This window comes from Luteolibacter yonseiensis (genome assembly GCF_016595465.1).
In the GTDB taxonomy this organism is placed as follows: domain Bacteria; phylum Verrucomicrobiota; class Verrucomicrobiia; order Verrucomicrobiales; family Akkermansiaceae; genus Luteolibacter; species Luteolibacter yonseiensis.
On record NZ_JAENIK010000001.1, the window covers coordinates 150047 to 171921 of the forward strand.

Below are 21875 nucleotides of genomic sequence, written 5' to 3' on the forward strand. Positions count from 1 at the left end.
ATCAGGAATGTCTCCCGAGTTATCAGGAGATATCCCAACCCATTGAAATAAAAAAACACCATGAAGCCAACCCGCCGTAATCCTTTGTTCGCCAATTTCTTCCGTGGAAACACCCTCGCGACCGCCGTTGTGTTGAGTCTCGCTGCCTCCGGTGCCGCCGGGGCGGCCAATGCCTACTGGGATTCCAACGGCACCACCGCCGGCGCGGGTGCCACTCCCACCGGAACATGGGGAACGAGCGCGTTCTGGAATGCCACGGAGGCAGGCACCACCACCACCCCCGGTGCCTGGGTGACAAACAATGTCGCCATCTTTTCCGCAGGAACCGATGCCACCTCCGCATACACCGTCACGATTGCCGCCGGGACCACCCAGACGATTGGCGGACTGACTGTCCAGGAAGGCACGCCCACCATCACCGGCGGCACCGCGCTGGCTCTCAACAACGCCAGCACCCCCTTTGCCATCACCGGGACGGGCATCGTGAACTCGGTGATCTCGGGAAGCGGCGGAGGCATCGCCAAGACCGGCACCGGCACGCTCGTCATCGGCAGCGCGGCGAACACATTCACCGGCAATATCACGGTGACCGGGCCGACAGGAGCTCTCCAGATGACATCGGGAAGCAACGGGAACGCGACCTCCGCTCCCCTCGGCATCGCGAATGCCGGTGGCACCGCTTACAAGACCGTCACCCTGTCCAACGGCGGTATTTTCCGACCGATGGCGAATTATAATTCCAACGTCCCCTCGGCGACATTGCCCGGCAATGGCTACGTCTTCATGTTCGGCGCGGGTGGTGGCATTTTCGACACTCCCTCCGGTGTGACACTCACCGTGGATGACGGCACCGGCACCGGAACCGGAACCGGCAACTCCCAGCTTCAAGGGACCGGAGATCTTACCAAAACCGGTGCCGGCACCCTGGCGCTGGGCACCACCACCAGCAATTTCAGCGTTTTCACCGGCAATATCACGATTTCCGACGGGGTTGTGAACACCAAGTCCGCCACTTCATTGGGAGCGGGTTCCAATGTCCTGGTCCAGAACGCGGCCAACCCCTCGGCCTCCGACAGCAACGTCCTGCAGATTGTCGGAGGATTCACCCATGGCACCGGCAAGACGCTGACCCTGCGCAACAACTCGACCAGCAACATCGCGAACGCCCGGGCGGTTCTGGAAAACCAGTCGGGAAACAACACCTGGGCCGGCAACATCGTGTTCGACCAAGGGATGAACCAGTCGCTGACCTCGACCGCGGGGGTATTCACCGTCAGCGGCTTTATCTCCAGCACGGGCACTCCGCCGAGCTCCGTTTTCCTGCGGGGGGCCTCCAGCGGCGTGATCACCGGCGGCATCAATGTCGGCAGCACCATCCTCAACAAGACCGACGGCGGAAGCTGGACCATCAGCAGCAGCGGCAATGGGAACGGTCCCGTCCGCGTCAGCAACGGCTCGCTCATCCTCAATAACACCAACGCGGTCTCGCCCTCCACCCAGCTGACCCTCGGCCAGACCGACGGCAGCGCGGCCACCCTGACCGTCAACGCCGGGTTCACGCAGGAGTTCGTCTCCATCGTCAACGATCCCGCCAGCACCGCCACCGCGACCCAGACCATCAATGGCGGCGGCTCCATCACCACCGGCACCACCAACCGGACCTACACCATCAGCGACCCCGCCGCGGCGGACGACGTCACCATCAACACGCCGATCCTCGGTTCCGGCGGCTTCACCAAGGCGGGCCCGGGCACGCTCGTGGTCAACAACTCGGTGACCGGCCCCGTGACCGTCAACGCCGGCACACTGCGCGGCGCGCCTTCTTTCGACACCGGCCTCACCCTGAACGCGGGCACCGTTTTCACCGCCGGCACCACCGGCAGCGGCGTCACCGTTCCCACACCTCTGCTGACCCTCGGCACGGGAGCCACCACCCTCAACCTGAATGCCGGCCCGGGTGGCGATCTCATCAATGTCGGCGCCTCCAACGGCCTGACCGCGGGCGGGACCACCACGATCAACGTGACGCGGTTCGGCGGCACGCTGCCGGTCGGCGTTTATCCATTGATCAATTTCAGCGGCACTGTCCAAGGCGGAGGAAGCTTCGTCCTCGGCACCATCCCGCCACACCTCACCGCGAACCTCGTCAACACCGGTTCCTCGGTGGCCCTCAATGTCACCTCCAGCGACTATTTCGTCTGGACCGGAACCAACAACGGCACATGGGACACCACCACGGCCAACAACTGGAACCTGTTCTCCAACAGCTCGCCCGTTCTCTATCAGGACGGCGAGGCCATCACCTTCGGCAATACCGGCCTCAATCCGACCGTGGTCGTGGCCACCCCCCTCAGCCCGGGCTGGGTCACCTTCTCCAACAGCACGGGCGGTCCGGCCTGGCGCATCACCGGAGCGGCCCTCACCGGCATCGGCGGCATCACCAAAACCAATACCGGCACCGCCACCATCGCCAACGCCGTCAGCTTGACCGGCAATGTGCTCATTCAAGGCGGAACCCTTGAAATCGACCACGACACGGGCTCCCTCACCGCCGCCGCGGCGGTGAATGTCTCGCCCGGCGCCACACTGCTCCTTTCCAAGGACAACGGCGACTTCACATTCGACCGCCCTGTCACCGGAACCGGCACCGTCAAGGTGGATCCGGTCACCAGCACCACCGGTCCGGGTTCCCGCACCGTCACGCTTTCAGGAAACAACACCGGCTTCTCCGGCGTGCTCAAGCTGTCACCCTCCGGCACCGCCGCCGCCAACGGCACCTTCCGGACCGCGGGCGCGACCAGCCAGGTCAATCTCGGAGCCGCCACGCTGGATATCGATGCCGGAGCACAGTTGTGGTTCACCGGCTCCATCTCCAACAACATGACGATCACCGGAGCGGGCTTCAGCGAGACCCAGGCGAACAGCCCGGCCACCGCCGCTACGGATGTTTCCGGAAATCCCGTCACCGTGCCCGGCTTCACCTACAGCGGCCACGGCGCGATACGCATGGACGGCGCCACCATCACCGGCAACATCACGCTTGATGGCAACGCCGGAATCACCGCCTACAACACCACCGGCATCATCACCGGCGCGATCAACAATGTCGCCCCCTCGGACACCCTGGTGGTCGGTGGCGGCGGTGCCGGAACCACCCTGATCCTCTCCGGAGACGCCTCGGGTCTCGAGCGGATCTGGGTCAATGGCGGTGGAACCGCAGGCACCAGCGTCCTGCAGATCGGCAACAACGACGCCACCGGAACGCTCGCGTCCAATGTTGACGTCATCCTCTACAACGACGGTGCCGGTGCGGTGCTGCGCGTGAACCGCCCGGATGCCTTCACCCTCGAACCCGGCCAGAAAATCATCGCCGCCCACAACGGCACCGCGACGAACCTTACGAAGGCCGCGCTCCAGACGAACGTCACCGGAGCCGGATTCTCCATCGGCAGCGCGGGAGCCAACGTGGTCGATCTCTCGGACGGAATCAACGGCGGCACCATCAGCGTGGGCAACGCGGTGACGGGTGCGGTCCTCAACATCGATGCCGGCGCCACCATCGAGATCCGCCACATGGGCGTGGGCGATGGAGCCGGTTTCTCCTCCACCGTCAACCAGACGGGAGGCTCGGTCGCTATCAACGGTGCCAACACCGACGCCACCAACAACCTCCGCCTCGGACACTGGGCGACCGAGACCTCGACCTACAACCTCACCGGTGGCACCCTCAGCTTCGGTTCCGCACCTTCGACCGCCACACCTTCGGCCACCGCCGAACTCGCCGGCGGCATCTATGTCGGTGTCGATGGCACCGGTATCTTCAACCAGTCCGGCGGCACGGTGACCACCAACTACGTCGTCCTCGACAACCGGGGCGACACCGCGGGCACCGATCAATACAACCTCTCCGCAGGAACCCTGAACCTCTCCAGCGCCTGGGGGATCATCCGCCGCAACATCTCGGCCGAGTTCAGCTTCTCCGGTGGAACGATCCGCAACTCCGGCAGCGGCATCGTCGCCAACATCGACTGCCCGCTGATCGTTTCCAACACTCCGGTGCTGGACACCAACGGAGCCTCCAACGGCCTGAACCTGGTGAAGGGACTCACCGGCGGCGCGGGAACCCTGACCGCACAAGGCGGCGGAGCGGTTTACCTCAACGACATCAGCACCTTCCCGGGCACCCTGTCGATCACCGACACCACCGTCCTCGGCGGCACCGGAACCTTCCCGGGCACCGCCACCGTCAGGAACGTCTCACCCGGGGCCACCACCGCCTACGGCACGACGGGCACCCTGACGCTCGGGGATGCGGCGGCCGCGACGGTCACCACGATCTCGGGAACGGCGAACTTCGACCTCAATTCCACGGATGCGACATCGGGCTTCGGCAATGATCTGGTGGCGGTCAACGGCGACCTGGATCTCACCAATTCAAAGATCCTTCCGCGTTTCTACAACGGAGCGCCCGGCATCGGGGCCGAGATCCGCTACACCCTCTACACCTACACCGGCACCCGGACCGGTACTCCGACGCTGGATCCGTCCTTCACAGGAGTGTCACCCTCGCTGACCTTCTCCATCGACACCTCTGTCAGCGGAGTCGTGAGCCTCGTCGTGACCGGAACCTCCACGAACCTCACCTGGACGGGGGGAGCGGCCGGCAACACCTGGGATGTCAACAACACCGTCAACTGGTCCGGAGCCTCCAAGTTCTACCAGCTCAGCACGGTGACCTTCGATGACACCGGCAGCAACACTCCCGCGATCTCCCTCGTCGGCACCCTCATTCCGTCCACCTTGACCGTCGACACCAGCACGAAGAGCTACACCTTCTCCGGCAGCGGCGGCATCGGTGGCGGCGCGCAGGTGACCAAATCCGGCTCCACGCAGCTCACGCTCCTGACCAACAACACCTACACCGGCACCACCTTCATCGGTGGCGGCATCGTGCAGGTGGGCAACGGGGGAACGACGGGCACCATCGGGGCCGGCGCCACCACCATTTTTGACGGAGCGGAACTCCAGTTCAACCGCACCGACTCCATCAGCCAGACCGGCATCTTCGAAGGTGGCGGCACGCTGGTCCAGGAAGGGACCGGCACATTCACCCTCCAGAACGCCAACTCGAACTACGGCCCCATCCGCGTGGATGCCGGAATCCTGAAGGCGGCGAACGTTTCGGCCTTCGGCACCTCATCGGGAATCACCATCGCCTCCGGCGGGCAGGTGAACCTCAACGGAACGAGCTTCGGAAACACCCGATCCTATTCCTACACCATCGCCGGCAACGGCCCGGACTCCCGTGGCGCCATCATCAACGAAGTGGTCAGCATTGCTGAAAGGGCGGCCGTCTACAACCTCACCCTCAGCGGCAACGCCTCCGTGGGAGCTTATGGTCCCGCCGGCGAAGGGAACCGTTTCGACATCGGTTACAACGGTTCGATCTTCGGAGCCATCACCGGCAACGGATTCACCCTCACCAAGGTGGGAGACAACCTCATCGGCGTCCGCGCCCCGGCCGACAACATCTCCTATGTCGTGGCCGCCGGCACCCTGCGTGCGGAAAACAGCAACCTCGCGCTTGGAAGCACCGGAGTGACGGTGAATTCGGGAGCCCGTCTCGACTCATGGGGAGCGCTGATCTTCCCGGTGCCGCTCACCCTGGCCGACAACTCCAGGCTCACCACATCCAGCGGCGCCGGCACCTGGAACGGAAACGTCGCCCTGAACGGCACCGCCACCTTCGCCGGTGGCGGCACCAGCACCACCCTCACCGGCGTGGTTTCGGGAACCTCCGGGGCGATCGTCAAGGCGGAGGCCTCCGCGCTGATCCTTTCGGGGAACAATACCTACACCGGCGGCAGCACCATCACGGGTGGCACGCTGCAGGCCAACAGCAACAACTCGCTCGGCACCGCCGGAGTGGTTCTCAGCAACACCGCCGTGGCCGGTAAACTGGTCGTCAACGGAGGGGTCACCATCGCCAACAACATCACCATCGGAAATGGCACCACCCTTACCGGCGTGTCCGGCCGTGGCTTGGTCGAGCAGCTCGGCACCGGCCAGGCGATCCTGACAGGCGATGTCATCGTCAATTCCGGAGCCACCGCGGGTGGTACCTTCTTTGCGAGCGGCACCGTCGGCAACGAACTGGTCTTCAATGGCGCGATCACGATCAACGCCGCCGCGGGCGTCCGCGAAGGCAGGGCCATCTTCTCCGGAGGGGGCACGGGTAACGGAAGATACCTCGGCGTCAGCGGCACGGTGCTGCCGGGTGTCGACAACGGCCTCCCGACCGACCTGAGCCTGCTGGTGGGTGAATCCGCGAACGGCACCTTCGATCTGAATGGGAAAAGCCAGAGTCTGATCGGTCTCACCAAAGGTACCAATACCGCCACCGTCACCAATACCGGAGCCACTCCGTCGACTCTGACGCTGGACATCGCCACCGGCACCACCAACACCTACGCAGGGACATGGGCCGGCAGCCAGATCTCCGTCGTCAAGAACGGCGCGGGCACCCTCGCGCTCACCGGAGCGGCAGCGGGCATCACCGGCAACATCCTGGTCAGCCAGGGCGTGTTGTCGGCGGGCGCGCAGAACACCGGCCTCGGCCAGCAGCTCGCCGCCCGCACCATCACCGTTTCCAACGGAGCCACGCTGGCCTTCGGCATCAACAATGTGTTTGGCAACGGTGCCACCGCGGTCACCGCGCTCCCCGCGATCGTGATCAACGGCGGAACGCTCACCACCAACAGCTATGACGTGGTCGGGAAACTGACGCTCAACGGCGCGACCGTGACCGACACCCGGACGGGAGCGCTCACCGGCTTCCAGGCCTATGAGTTCAAGGATGTGGTCACCGTGGGCGGAACGGCTCCTTCGACGATCTCCTCGCCAGGTTCGTTCGGCAGCCACCTCGTCGGCAACATCACCTTCGACGTGGCGGACGCCACCAGCAGCGCCGCCGCGGACCTGACCGTGAGCTCGCGCCTGATCAACGCCACCACCGACAACGCCAGCGCCGCGGGCGGACTCGTCAAGGCGGGTGCCGGCACCATGGTGCTGTCCGGCGTCAACAGCTACACCGGAAACACCGTGGTGAACGCCGGAACGCTGAGCCTCGCCGACAACGCCCAGCTCCGGTTTGTCATCGGCGCCACCAGCGGCACGAACAACACCCTGACCGGTGCCGGAACCGCGGTGATCGACGGTGACTTCGCCATCGACACCACCGCAGCCGCCGCCCTTACCACCGGCACCTGGGTTCTGGAAAACGTCCCCTCGCTCACCGGTGCCTACGGCTCGACCTTCTCGGTCGTGAATCCGGACGGCAGCCCGTGGACCGACGCGGGAGGCAACAAGTGGACCAAGGCCGTCGGAGCCAACCTCTGGACCTTCGACGAGACCACCGGCACCCTGACCGTCGGCTCGGCGGGAGGCTTCGCATCCTGGTCCGCAACCAATGCCGGAAACGGCGCGGCGTCCGGAGACTTCGACGGCGACGGCGTCAGCAACGGCGTGGAATGGGTGTTGGGAGGAACCGGAACCACCAAGGATCTCGGCAAGCTGCCCGCCGTTTCCACCAGCGCCGGAAACCTGGTCTTCACCTTCGTGCGGGACCAGCAATCCATCAGCCCGGACACCGTGGTGACCATCGAGGTGGGAACCTCGCTCGCCAGCTGGCCGGAAGTCTATGTCGTCCCCGGCACCGCAGGCACCTCCGGTTCCCCCGGCACGGTGGCGGTCACCAAGGACACTCCGGCCGCAGGCAAGGATACGGTGACACTCACCGTTCCCCAGGCGCCGGACGCGAAGAAGTTCGCCCGCCTCAAGGTGAACATCGTCCCATGACGCCCGCCTGAGAAAGGTCATGAATCCCCGACCCGCTCCCATTCATCTGGGAGCGGGTTTTTTATTTCTGGTCCTATCTCCCTCTCCGGTGTGAAACGGGTTTCTCCGGATCAAGGGACTTCCTCCGCATGGATCTCCGCAGGGAGGAAGTCGCGGGTTGTGTCGGTTGGTGGATCAGATATATTGAATGCCAGAAGTCGTTGCCGAAACAATGTAACGATGATCCGCCGGAACATTGTCCGGAGTTCAAGCTTCAGCTTGCTCTTTCACAAGACTCCGGTTCTTTCACAAGACTCCGGTTCTTTCACAAGACTCCGGTTCTTTCACAAGACTCCGGTTCTTTCACAAGACTCCGGTTCTTTCACAAGACTCCGGCTCTTTCACCAACCACAGCATGTTCACAGACCTCCTCTCTTTCACGAAGTCCGGATTGCAATTCGGAAGAGCACGCTGGAGCGGTCCGCTGGAGCGCGAACTCCGGACACCACAAAGGAACGACACAATCTTACAAATTCCGGAAATCTCTTTTTGCAATCCGTATATGTTCCGTGGTTCCGGACCCGTTGCCACCACCTCGCAAGTTGTCATGCCATGAAAATCCACATCTCCGCCCTTTGCTCGCTGCTGGTGTCCTTTCCGGCCTTCGCCGCCGAAGAGGCGAAACCAAGATTCCGGCATGTCTCGGAATTCGCCACATGGGCGGATGCCAAGCTTGCCGCCGACGACTACGAAGCCCTGATGAAAGCGCAGTCCGATACCAAGGACTCGCGGCAGACCCAGCTCATCAACCTCGGAACACTCGATGCGTGGTTGAAGCAAAGGACGCTCGCCAAGATCTACGAGGGACGGGATTTTCCCAAGGATGCCACCACCTTCAAGCTCGGCGGTCATGAAATGGAGCTGGGCCACTGCCACATCGAGTTTTCAAAAAAAGACGGTTCATGGGAAATCGTCAGGATCTGGCAATGCCGGTGAGCGGGAATTGAAGTTCTCCACCAGCCTGGCGGCTTCCTATGGTGATTTCCATAGGCAAGCCTGTGTTCGAGCTTCGGCAGGCGGAGATCACGGGTTCCCATGAGGGTGATGGGAGGGTGGATACCGGACGACGGACATGGGTTCTTGTCCCCACTTTGTCCCCACATTTGTCCCCGTTTTGGGGACTATCCATTTTCCGGCGGGAATCGCACGATGGGTTCTCATGGCGGGAGGATCGCGAGTCGTTTCTCCGGGCATGTAAGGTGTTGAATCTCCGTTATGTGGGGTTCTGGCAACCAAACCCATCCATATGAAACAAAACCCTAGTAGAACCCATCGCCTGTTGGCGAAATTACGGCCCCTGGCGCTTGTCGCCGCGGCGGCAGTGTGCGGCGCGGGGACAACCGCTCATGCCGATCTGGTCGGCAGGTGGTTTTCCGGCGCGGAAACTCTCAATGATACCTCCGGCTTCGGCACCCCGGGCACCCATAACGGCGTCGCCGTCGGCGCGAACGCCCATCTGCTGAGCTACAACTCCGACGTGCCGGCGGGATTCACCGGAAAATCGCTGGACCTCAAGATCGGCAACGTCGGCGTGATGATCGCGAACAGCGCGAACACCGACGGCGGATATGTGAACACCTTCGACCAAGGCCTCCAGGATCAGATGACCGTCGCGTTCTGGGCCAAGGGATTTCCCGGCAACTGGGCCGGCTGGATCTCCAAGCGCGGCGAGGACGGAGTGGGCTGGCAGGTGCGGAGATTCTCGGACAGTCCGGTGCCCTGCTTCACCTTGCGCGGCCTCGCGGATGAGGACGGATCCGGCGGAACGATCAGTGTGAACCAGAACCCTCCCGTATGGCATCATTATGCCGCGGTGTGGGACAAGAGTTCGGGCATGCGTTATCTGTATGTGGATGGGGTGTTGTCGCACACGAACACGACGACTTTTGACAAACCAAGCGTGGCGCTCGCCCCGAACAAGCATCTGGGGATCGGTGCGAGACAGACGGGAGGCTCGGACTTCGAGTCTTTTTTCCTCGGGCTGATCTACGACGTGCGGGTCTATAACTCGCCGCTGACCTCCACGGAGGTGGCGTACATGGTCCCGCCGAAGACCCCCGTGGGCCTGACCGCGACGGGTGGGAAAGGCAGGATCGCCTTGACATGGCCGGCCGTCCACGGTGCCGCGAGTTATACGGTGACCACCCGCCACGGCACCACGAACGCCCTGCAGACGGACGTGATTACGGCGGAGGAGGGACTCGCCGGTTATTCGTTCACCAAGACTCTTGGATTGGAGAACGGCACCCAGTATTTCATCAAGATCTCCGCAACCAACCCTTCCGGCACGAGCGCGGCCAGCGCGGAAGTGAGCGCGACGCCCACTTTGCAGGGTAGCTCCGCGAAGGACATCCTGACGTTCGACTTCGACTACCTCGGACCCGCGACGATTTCCGGCACGAACATCATCAAGAACGTGCCCGTGGGAACCGACGTGACCAATATCGCGCCGATCTACACGACCTCTCCGCTGAGCCTGCAGGACCCGAATTATGAATCGGGCAACCAGCCGCGGGACTTCACCACTCCGCAGACCTACACCATCACCGCGGAGGATGGCTCGACCAAGGTTTACACGGTGACGGTCGTCGAATCCACCCCGCTGACCTTCGATTTCAACAACGGCCTGCAGGGCTGGTCGCAGATCTGGCCGCTCATCAGCGACGGCTTCGTCCTGCGGGACAGCCGGCTCAATGCGGGTGGTGACAACGATGAAACACGTTTCGCACGTTCTCCCGCCTTCTACCTGAACAACGTCGGTCCGCTCACCTTCGACCTGATGGGCGGACAATCCCTGCTTGGCGCGCCCGGCTTCGGCCCTTCCGCGATCCCGCAGCTGTCACAGGCCGGTGGGTTCGCCGGTGCCGCCCTGCGCGATGTGGCGTCTAACACCTATGTCCTGAGCAAGGCCCGCACGGGAAATGGCGACGCGCAGCAGAACAACAGCTTCACCGCCGCCGAGCTTGCCCCGTTCGCGAACAACGGCCGCCAGTATACGCTCGACTACATCGACTACAACAGGGGCGGCTGGGGCTGGACGAACATGGACAATGTTTCCGTTCCCGGCACCCTCGCACCGACCGCCGAAATGACGTCGATGACCCTCATGGGACGCGCCGCCATCTCCGGGGACAACATCACGCTGACGCTGCCTTTCGGATCTTCCGTGACGGCGCTGGCACCGACCTTCACCCTCAGCGCCGGGGCCACCGTCAACAAGGCCTCCGGCAGCACGCAGAACTTCACCAGCCCCGTCACCTACACGGTGACCTCGTCGGACTCGGCGGTGACACGCACCTACACGGTGACGGCGGTGGTTCTTCCGGATCCGGCCACGGCCCTGGTCGGCCACTGGGTTTCCGGTGCGGAGAATCTCACCAATACCTCCGTGATCACTCCGGCTGGCACGCATGACGGCGTGGCCGCGGGATCGAACGCGGGAGCCCTCGCGTTCAATCCGAACGATGTGCCGCTCGACTTCGGAGGAAGTTCGCTCGACCTCAGGGCGGGAAATGTCGCGGTCCAGATCGCGAACACCGCGAGCTCCGACGGAGCCTATGTGAACACCTTCGACCAAGGCATCCGCAGCCAGGTGACCATCGCCTTCTGGGCGAAGGGCTTCCCCGGTGAATGGAATCCCTGGGTGAGCAAGGGCGGGGAAGACGGCATCGGCTGGCAGGTCCGCCGCTTCGGTGGCAATCCGAACGCCACCTTCACCATGCGCGGCATCGAGAACGAGGACGCGCCGGGCAGCCTGATCGTTGTGAACCAGAATCCACCCGTGTGGCACCACTATGCGGGAGTCTGGGACCAGGCATCCGGCACCCGCTCGCTCTATGTGGATGGCGTGCTCTCGCACGACACTTACAACGCGATGGGCCAGCTCATGGCGCTCGCTCCGCTGAAGCACCTTTTCCTCGGCGCGCGCCAGGGTGGGAACAATGTGGACATCGGAAACTACTTCCAGGGCCTGCTCTATGATGTCCGGATCTACAAGCAGAAGCTCTTCGCCTCCCAGGTGCAGACGGTGATGACCACGCCGACGACGCCGCAGGGCGCGGAGGCGAAGCTCCGCAACTTCGGCATACCGGGCTATCCCGCGGTGATTTCGGGCACGAACGTCACCTGGACCCTGCCGATCGGCACGGATCTGGCGGCTCTCGCCCCCACCTTCACCCTCACGGCGGGCGCGGTCAGCAATCCCGTGTCCGGCACGGTCCGGGATTTCGCCACCCCGCAGACCTACACGGTCACCGGTTCGGATTCTTCGGTGAACGTTTACACGGTGAACGTCATCCTCGGGAACAACTTCAATACGGACAACACGCTCGACGGCTGGCACAACCGCGTGTGGAACGCGGCCACCTCCGCATGGGTGGACCTCGCGCCGGATGTCTGGGAAGTGCCCGCCCACATCAACGGCGGGGCGACCCATCCTCCGGGATTGAGCAGCCTCTTCCGCACCGGCTTCGGCGCGGTGGAAGCCACCGAAGTGGGTACCGGCGCCCGCGATCTGCACCTGAACACCCTGTGGCTCCGCTCGCCACAGTTCAATGTGGGTGGAGGAGGGGATCTCACCCTGAAGCTCGCGAAAGGCACCTCCCATACCGGCATCGCACCGGCCAACGAGGCCGCCATTCCGTTCGCCGCCATCCAGGATGGCGGGTGGATGGGCGTCATCCTGCGCCGCGTCAGCGACGGTGCCTTCGTGCTGAACAAAGCCAAATCGACCGGAAACGACGATACCTACCGCACCTACACCTTCACCCAATCGGAGCTGGCTCCGTTCGTCGGTGTGGCCTGCACCCTCGAGCTGATCAATGCGGACAAGGGCAGCTGGGGTTGGATCGCGATGGATGACGTGCAGCTTCCTCCCGGCAGCAGCACGCCGGCCGTGGTCGGCAGTCCGTTCGACATCTGGATCGGCACCAACTATCCGGGGCTCTCGGACAAGAGTTCCGCCGGTGATCCGGATGGCGACGGCCTGAGCAACCTGCAGGAGTATGCCTTCGGTCTCGATCCAAGCAGCGGTGCCTCGTCCAGCCCGATCACCGTTCAGCTCGACAAGACGGCGGGCACGTTCCGCTACACCCGCCGCGACCCTGCGGTGAGTGGTCTGACTTACACCGTGCTCACCTCGCCGGGCCTCGCCGGATGGGCCACGGATGCCGGAGCGACCGCCAGCCAGACGGTCGTCGGAACCACCGGCGACGTGCAGACCGTCGCCGTCACACTCACCGGAGCTCCGCTCACAGCGTCCTCGCTGTTCGTCCGGGTGAAGGCCGATTGAATTCCATCGGGCGGATGGCTCCCCGTCATCCGCCCGAACCAACGACCCGCGCCGGGAAACCCGTTTCCTGGCGCGGGAAATTGTTCGAAAAATCCACAACCGCTCCCACCAACTGCCGTGTGGAGTCCGCGCTTCGACAGGTTCCCGCCCGCGGGAGGACGAGGCCCGGACTCCGGACAGCACCGTTTTTACCACCAGTTCCACCCGAGGATCCGGATGAGGGAAACCCCAATTTTCCCAAAGCCCGGACTGGTTCCAACCCAACCCAAACCCATTCATGAAAACCCAACCCACGGCCACCGCCCGCCGGTGTTCCGCCCGACGGCCCCGCCGGACCCATCCGCGGGGTTTCGCCCTGATCGTCACCCTCTCGCTCATGATCCTGCTCGCGGTCATCGCCGTGGGATTGCTCAGCCTGGCGGGTGTCACACTGAGAAACTCCGGACAAAACAACGCGATGTCCGTCGCCCGCGCCAACGCCCGCATGGCCCTGATGCTTGCGATCGGCGAGCTTCAGAAAAACGCCGGACCCGACCAGCGGATCACCGCCAGGGCGGACATCCTTGATGACAGGATCGCCAATCCGAGGCTCACCGGAGTGTGGGACTCGTGGGAGATGACCCCGAACACCCAGCCCTCCGAGTTCCAGAAAACAGCGCGCGACGCGAAATTCCGCGGCTGGCTGGTTTCCGGGGATCCCTTGGAAAGCAGGAAGATCGGCTTCGCCAGCGAGGCGACGCCCGCCGTCACCGGCCCGGCTTCCCAATCCGCCCCGGGCGTGACGCTGTGGGGGACGGGCACCGTCGGAAAAAACAACACTTCTCCGAACGCCGCGTCCAACGAGGTGGCCGTCAACAAGGTCCCGATCAATTCCACGCCGGGTGCCCTGGCCTGGGCGGTGATGGATGAAGGGGTGAAGGTCCGCATCAACAACCTCTTCACCAAAGACGTCGCCGGCGTGACAACGAGGGAAGGGACGAAAACCTCGCGGCTCGGAGCCGGCCGTCTTCCCGGGGTGGCGTTCATCGATGATCTCGAAGGACTCGAACGGAAATTTTTTGAAACCGGTAAGGAAGAGGCGAAGGAAATCATGAAGGGCGTCACGCCGCGGAGTTTTTCCCTCGCTGCGAAAAAAGTAGCTTCCGGCGTCGACCAGGAAAAGCTGATGGCCCTCACCCATGACATCACCACGGTGTCCACGGGCTTGTTCACCGACGTCGCGCGCGGCGGACTCAAGCAGGACTTCCAGCTCATGACGAACTCCACCACCCTGCCGTCCGAATATACGACAGGAACGAACAAAGGCATCTATGCCTCGCGCTTTTCCTCGCTGCCCGCCGGCGTGAAATCCGATCCGCAGTGGGAGTCGCTGAGGCAGTTCGCGTCCACCTACAAGGATACGGCCAACCTCACCAAGACAAACGGCGTTCCTGTCCTCAAGACGCGGGTGCCCGCCGCTTGGAACGCTTCGGTTCAGAACGGAACGCCGGGAGAACCCGGATCGAGCATCACCGTGAAACCCGAACCACCGGCCGGCGTGGTCCTCACTCCCACGATCGCGAAGGTGCAGATGCTCTTCAGCCTGATCGCCCGCGACCTCTACCCCAACCTGCCCGCGAACATCCAGAGGCGGCTCACCACCGCTGAAAAAGCCGGGAACCTCCACGGTCCGCAGGACGCCTATTTCAGATCCACGAAGTATGACTATGACCTGCACCTGCTCTACACGCCCATCGTCACGCTTCACAATCCCTACAATGTCGCGCTGGAGTTCACGAACCTGCGGCTGGAGTTCATCGGCGTGCCCTTCGCGATGCAGGTCTTCCGCAACGGCGCGCCCCTCAGCAAGGGACTCGTGCCGCTTGAGACGATGACCGACGACAACAAGAACGGCCAGAAGAGCAAGGTCTTCGGCATGAACCTGAAAACCAAGGTTGGTGGCAAGGTCGGCGCCCCCGTTTTCCGGATGCTGCCGGGCGAGGTGATCCTGTTCTCGCCCTACATCGATCCCACGCGCAATTATGCCCAGGACCTGGGAAGCCGGACCTTCTGGGACATCGAGCTCGCGACCGGGATCACCAAGAGCATCGATGCGATTCCCGGGTGGCGCGGGTTCGGCATCGGTTATGACTGTGACTGGCTGGCGGGGAACCAGCCCAGCTTCGGCAGCGCCTCCTCCGAGACTCCCGGCAGCGCGGAGCCTCCGTACGGATTGTGGAAGGGCTGCTACGGCCTGGCATGGGATGACAAGATCCACGTCGAATTCGCTCCCATCAGCATCCCCGCGAACAACAACAAGTTCACGATCCAGCTCTCCGCCACCGTGGCCGGGACGGCGAACAAGAAGATCACCGCCATCGAGATGGATTATTCCGAGCCGAAGGGACTTCAGAAATTCCTCAGCCCGACCGGTGGCGAGACGGCGCTGCGCTACCCCGGCGGCGACCTGGCGAAGAACTATGTGGTGGGACACGAAATGAGGGAGCCTTCCAGCACTCCCATCGGCCAGCTTCAGAAAGCCAAGGCCTTCGCGCTGCTCACCGTCCAGGCGAAGAACACCTCGGGCGGGATCGACGCCACGAACGTCGACGGCCGCTACAACGGCAAGCCATGGGCGTTCGCGCATGGAGCGGTCGCCACGTCCTCGCAAAAGATCCTCAAGGAACATCCCGCGAACCAATCCCACGAGATCGACCTGCGGCTGCTGCCCGAATCCGAACTGGCGGAGTTTCCCGCCATCGAGAAGAACACCGACCGCGCGTCGTTCATCACCGGAAACAGCAATTTCAACGGGACGAAATTCGGCGTTCTTTATGATGTCCCGCTCGCACCCGTCCAGACCCTGGCGGGCCTCAACGGAGCCAATCCCGGCGGATCCTCCGGCTATCTGCCCCGTTTCGCGCAACCCATCGGCAACTCATGGGCCCATCCGCTCCTGAGCACCGACAAGATCCACGAGTCCGGGCCGAACGGATACAGCTACCTGGACCACTCCTTCCTGCTGAACCTCGCGCTCTATGACGGGTTCTATTTTTCCGGCTTCGCGGACCAGACCGGGAACTTCGGGACCGCCGGACGGACGGCGAAGGCGATGGCGGACGAGTTCGTGAAGGAGTCCTCCCTCGACGACGCCCGCATCCATGTCCTCCCTCCCTCCGGCAAGGCGATGACGGATCTCCCGAACGTGGTCACCGATGCCGCCGGCTACAAGCAGATCGCATCGTGGGAAACGATGGATGGAAGCTTCAATGTGAACTCCACCTCGGTCCTGGCGTGGAAGGCGATGCTCGCCTCCATCCACGAGGAGGAGGCGCTGATCAACACGCGCGCCAACCCGTCCGACATCTCCACGCGTCTGATTGATCTGAAGCCGACGAAGACCGGTGAGGCGCGCATCAGCCGGTTCAGGCTTCCCGGATCGAACTCCGCCGAAAACGGAGCCACACCCACGGATGGCTTCTGGCTCGGACCCCGCGAATACTCGGACGACGAACTGCAGGACCTCGCCCAGAACATCGTCAAGCAGGTCCGGCTCAGGGGACCCTTCCTTTCCATGGCGGAGTTCGTCAACCGCCGCCTCGGTCCCGCATCGGACGACATGTCCCAGCGCGGCGCGTTGCAACAGGCCATCGATGATACGAAATCCGGCAACAAGCTGCTGAACGAAAAACTGCTGGACGGCGGCAATGTGAAATCCGGTTATGAAATTCCCGCGGGCACCTCGGTGAAGTATGGATACAAGAATCCCAAGGCGGGCGAGGGGCCCAGCTACCAAGGCGCGCCCGGCTATCTGACCCAGGCGGACATCCTGAATGTTTTGGGAAATGCGGCCACCGTACGTTCCGACACCTTCACCATCCGCGCCTACGGGGAAGCCCGCAGTCCGGCCGGGATGATGCTGGCCTCCGCCACCTGCGAGGCCGTCGTCCAGCGCATGCCGGACTGGGTGGACAAGGCGGCGGATGCCGTCGACACGTCCGTCGCCGCGCTGGCCAGCAACGCGAACAAAAACTTCGGCCGCCGTTTCACCCTCACATCTTTTCGCTGGCTGAACCGCGACGAAATCTGAATCATCACACCAAGCTCGTTCAAACCCATCCCGATGCGCATCCTTTCGTTCTGTCTGCTCCTCCTGTTCCCGACATTCATCATGGCCCAGGAAGGTCGCAAGGTGACCTGCCGGGTGGTCGCCCTGGATCCCGCCACACCTCCGCCCGCGCTGCTCGCCAGCTCCGGTGATGGTGCGGAAATCAAGGTCGCCGTACCGACCGGGACGCTCTCGGAGGAAATGAGCCTGTATTCCAAAACCGACGTTTTCACCTTTCTCAACGCCACGGACCGCAAGCCTGCGGCGACGGCCACGCTTCCCGCCGGGATCAAGGCCGCCATCCTGCTCTTCGTCGCGGGACCCAAAACCCAAGCCGCGCAATCATGGCGCGTTTTCGTCATCGAGGACTCGGCGAAGAACTTCCCGGACGGTGGCGCGTTCGTGGCGAATTTCCATAACAAGAACATCCGGTTCGTCATCGGCGAGCACAAGATCATGCTCAAGCCCGCCGGATCCACCGGTGTGGCGAGACCCACCGACCGCGACGAGTTCAACATGGCGGCCGTGACATTCCAGTTCCAGCAGGACGAGACATGGAGGGACGCGAGCGAGAGCACCCTGCGTTTCCTGCCGGGAACCCGCTACCTCATGATCGCCTTCGTCGATCCCGCCTCGGGACGTCCGCGCATCGTGACCTTCCAGGACATCAATACCAAGGCCCCCGCCGCATCCTGACAGGAGTACTGTCTGTTTCTCCGTGTCCTCTTCCACGCTCCCTGGCGTGTTCCGGGGCTCCGTGGACTGCGTGCAGCTCGCTGCCGCTTTCATCTGCCAGCTCGCTGGCCGGGACGGAGGTTCGAATTCATAAGGCAGGCCTCCCCTTGCCAACAGCCTGCGGAGCAACTCATGATTCCCTGGGGTTCCGCCGTGTCAGCAAGCTGACTGCGGAAAGCGGCAGCGAGCTGCGCTCATTCCGAAGGCTTCGCCGGCTTCAATCGTCACTTTATTTTCGGAAACTGGTGTCAATCTTTTGCGGTGTTTCAATACGAGGCGCGTCCTCTATCACCCGTCACGATCGGAATTTCAAGATCGCCTCCACCTTGCTGCGCACATGCAGCTTGATGCAGATCCGTTTCACATAGGTCCGCACGGTTTCCAATGAAATGTCCAACTGGTCCGCGACCTCCTTGTAGATATATCCGGAGGCGAGCAGCTTCAGCACGTCCTTCTCCCTGGGCGTGAGTTTCTCATTCTCGTCTTCAAGGTTCTTCTCGGATCGGAAATACTGTGCCACCTTGCGGGCGATGTGGCTGGAAAACGGCGCGCCTCCCGAGTAGACATCGCGGATCGCGTTGTAGATGTCCTCCGGCGTGCTGGACTTGAGCAGGTAGCCGCTGGCTCCTTCCTTCAGGGCGCGGAAGATGTTGTCCTCCTCCTCATAGGCGGTCAGCATCACAACCTCCAGCCGTGGAAGCTTCTTCTTCAGCTCGCGGATGCAGTCGATCCCGGAGATGCCCGGCAGGTTGATGTCCATCAGCACCACGTCCGGCCGGTAGGCGGGGATTCTTTCCAAGGCCTCCTCCGCCGAGGAGACCGCCGTGAGGCAGGTGATGTCCACGGGTTTTTCCAACAACATGATGAGGTGCTGCTGGAGCCGGGGATCGTCTTCGACCACTACCACGGATTTCTTGCTGGAGATCATATGAGTCGGATTTCGGTGTTAGCTGATCGGTGCTTCCAAGGTGATTTCCAGGCCGCCGTTCTCATGGGGGGCGATCATGCAGGTGCCGTGGATCGCGGACATGCGCTGGCTGATGTTTTCCAGACCGAGGCCGGTCTTGCCCGGTTCGCGGGTGAGGCCCACTCCGTTGTCCGTCACGGTGATCTTCAACTGCTGGTTCTCGTGCAGGATGGCCATCTTGATCTCCGTGGCCTGCGAGTGGCGCAGCGCGTTGTTGACGATCTCTTTCACCGCGAGGCTGACGTTGTGGCGGAACTCGTGGCTGACGGTCACCTCCTGGATGGATGGCATGGCGTCGATGCGGCAGCGGATTTCCGAGAGCCGGCAGAGCTCGCTGACGAGGCGGCAGAGGAAATCCACCAGCGCCTCGAGCTTGTTGTTCTTCGGATTCAGCATCCACACCGTTTCGGAAAGCGCGCTGATGAGCTCGCGTGACATCGCGGTGATCTGGCCGAAGGTGGCCCGCGCCTCCTCGTCCGCGCTGTTGGTCTCCGCGTAGGCTCCCAGCAGGGAGATGTGGGAAAGCCGGGTGCCGAGGTCGTCATGGAGATCCCTTGCGATCCGCAGGCGCTCGTCGGCGATGAGCTGGGCGTGGCGGAGGTGGCGGTTGATGCGCCGCCGGATGAGCCTGCGCCCGTAGAGCGTGCCGAGGATGGCGGTCACCGCCATGCACGCCGCCCAGAACCGGAGGTTCTTCCAGTAGGGCAGGGGGACCTTCACCGCCATGACAGTTCCCGATCCGAGGGACTCCCCCGTGATGGAGAGGTCCTCCACGCGCAGCCGGTAGGAACCCGCGGGAAGTCTTTCGTAAACCGCCGTGATGGGGCCGCCCGTGCCGGTGCTGTAGGTTTCGTTCCACCGCAGTTCCAGCGACTTTCCCTGCAGGGGATCCTGCAGGTTTCTCAGCGTGGTGACCCAGTCCGCGTGAGCCGTGATGTCGTCGTCCGTGATGACGAACGTCTCCTTCCTGGCTTCTTCGGGACCCAGCCAGACCGTGGTCGCCATCGACGGATGGGTGCCGGATTTGCTCCAGATGAAATCACCGGTGCCGGGCGGGCGGCTGTTCGCCAGCAATGCGACCGGAGGTTTCCCATCATCGGAAACCGCCGAAAAGGCGATGTCCGAGACCGCGAAAACCCCCACCACGTTCGCCGGACCCGCGGATGACATCACCAGCGTGACGCACGCCGTGCCGTCGGGTGGTCTGATGATTTCCCGCCTCTGCGTGAAGGTGGACCGCTCGACGCTTCCCTTCCAACCCGGGCTCACGCCGTTGGCGGGAAAGGACAGCTGGGAAATGGGATCGCCGTTGCTGTTGTGGAAGCGGACGATGAAGAACATCTCGTCCGTCTTGTTCTGCCAGCCCGTGTCGAGGCCCTCCAGGCGGTAGCGGACGCGCGGCGAACCGGGATTCATCACAAACCGCAGTTGCTTGGCATCGGGCGAAACCGCGACATCGGCACCGCGCACCGGCTGGGTCGAGTGCTCGGTGAAAAGCTCGATCCATGTCGGCCGGACGCCCTCCTCCGCGAAAACAAATCCACCCGTGAGAAGGGCGATGCTGTGGGGCAGGAGATTCATGCGGGTGGGTTTCCGGTCGGGAGGTCGTATTGCGGAATCATCTGATTCCGGCATCGCTTCTCAACCTCTGACTGTCGGTATGCGGATCATTGCGGGTTCTTCCTCCGCAGGGACGATCCGTCCGGGACAGACCCCGCGCCGCAGGCCAGCTTCCGGGAAAACAGGCGGTCCGTCCAGTCCCCAAACCGGGGACAGGGAAGACGGATCAACCGACCGCTGGAACACCGGATTCCAGAGCCTTCCCTCCACCCGTCAGCGGATTTTGTCCAATACAGCCTTGTTGAACCAGGAGGGAATCAGATCGGTTTTCAGCTCCATTGTTCTCCCATCCGTTATTTCCGCCAACCACGTATGATTGCCGGCCGGGTTATCGGTGGAGTTGTCGAAAATGTAGGCGCGGTTGGTTTGTTTGATGGCATCCATCAGAAGATCCAGGGAGCGATGATACCGACTCACGATCTTGCTTTCCGGAACAGCGTGCCCTCCCAGGGCGACACGGTTGTGAACCCTCGAAATATTGATTTCAGGGTCAGCCGTGGCGACGTAGTACAAATAAGTCCTGTATCCGGATTCCTGTGCATCCGCCAGCAGCCTGATTTTACCAGCATGCGACATGACACTTTCAAAGGTAAAGCTGACCCGCTTCCGCAAATACCATTGCCGAAGAAAATCCACAGTCACGGAAGCGAGGTAGGAATTCACCTCCACAGCGCTGAAATCCAGCCGGCCGTCAACGAAGCGAAGCGATTTCGCCTGATCCTCCAGATTCTGCGACTTGAGAAAAACCGAATCCGCAAAAAATGACAATACCTCGGAAGCCGTCACATCCACTTTCAGAGCGGTCAGATCCAATCCCCCCGAGGCTCGGATCTCCGCCTCCACCTCATCCGGATTGAGATAGACACCAAGCAGGCTTGTGGGCAGATACGACTTCAGGACGCTCTTGCCCGAGCCATTCGGGCCCGCGAACAATCGTAACCTGGGTGTCACCGGATGATGAGCTTTTCACCCAATTTCACCCGGACAGGCGGATCGAGCTGTTTCACCACTTCTTTGCGTCCGTCAGGGAAGAGTTTGACCAGCATGCCTTCCTCGGATTGAAGCACCGTTTGTCCCGCAGCCCGGACTTTGTCGCGGGCGGCGGCGAAAGCCTGGCCGGACAGCGAAGGGAAGTGGTCTTCAAGTTGTTGGATCTGTTCGTCTGACATGATCGGCTTTCTTATGCCAGATTAAAGCTTTCCGTCCTTCGATGCAATCATCTCTTTCCAGCTCCGGGTTGATCAGGATGGAGAGGATGGATTATACGACGAAGCCACCCC

At 62.7% G+C, this 21875-nt stretch carries 9 protein-coding genes; 5 read left to right on the plus strand and 4 right to left on the minus strand.

Annotated features, from left to right (window positions below):
* The first annotated feature begins 60 nt into the window (after positions 1-60).
* The 5 genes from JIN84_RS00600 (at position 61) to JIN84_RS00620 (ending at position 17969) form a co-directional block, all read left to right on the plus strand.
* Positions 61-7857 (plus strand): autotransporter-associated beta strand repeat-containing protein, encoded by a 7797-nt coding sequence (locus JIN84_RS00600; protein ID WP_200349069.1) that lies wholly within the window; start codon positions 61-63, stop codon positions 7855-7857.
* 591 nt (positions 7858-8448) lie between these two features.
* Complete coding sequence (locus JIN84_RS00605; RefSeq protein WP_200349070.1) at positions 8449-8832, plus strand: hypothetical protein; 384 nt, start codon at positions 8449-8451, stop codon at positions 8830-8832.
* 310 nt (positions 8833-9142) lie between these two features.
* On the plus strand, positions 9143-13186 hold the full coding sequence (locus tag JIN84_RS00610; protein WP_200349071.1) for a LamG-like jellyroll fold domain-containing protein: 4044 nt from the start codon (positions 9143-9145) through the stop codon (positions 13184-13186).
* A 277-nt stretch (positions 13187-13463) separates the two neighbouring features.
* A complete protein-coding gene (locus tag JIN84_RS00615; RefSeq protein ID WP_200349072.1) occupies positions 13464-17255 on the plus strand; it encodes a hypothetical protein in 3792 nt (1263 codons plus the stop codon).
* Positions 17256-17288: 33 nt separating this feature from the next.
* Positions 17289-17969, plus strand: a complete 681-nt coding sequence (locus JIN84_RS00620) for a hypothetical protein (RefSeq protein ID WP_200349073.1) — start codon at positions 17289-17291, stop codon at positions 17967-17969.
* A 334-nt stretch (positions 17970-18303) separates the two neighbouring features.
* Here the strand turns inward: JIN84_RS00620 and JIN84_RS00625 are convergent, their stop codons facing one another.
* From JIN84_RS00625 to JIN84_RS00640, 4 genes are all read right to left on the minus strand, one after another.
* On the minus strand, positions 18304-18936 hold the full coding sequence (locus tag JIN84_RS00625) for a response regulator (protein WP_200349074.1): 633 nt from the start codon (positions 18934-18936) through the stop codon (positions 18304-18306).
* Positions 18937-18954: 18 nt separating this feature from the next.
* Entirely contained in the window at positions 18955-20556 is a 1602-nt protein-coding gene (locus tag JIN84_RS00630) for a sensor histidine kinase (protein ID WP_200349075.1), read from the minus strand.
* 252 nt (positions 20557-20808) lie between these two features.
* Positions 20809-21408, minus strand: a complete 600-nt coding sequence (locus JIN84_RS00635; RefSeq protein ID WP_234043108.1) for an ATPase — start codon at positions 21406-21408, stop codon at positions 20809-20811.
* Between the two features lie 134 nt (positions 21409-21542).
* On the minus strand, positions 21543-21764 hold the full coding sequence (locus JIN84_RS00640; RefSeq protein WP_200349076.1) for a hypothetical protein: 222 nt from the start codon (positions 21762-21764) through the stop codon (positions 21543-21545).
* Positions 21765-21875 lie beyond the last annotated feature (111 nt).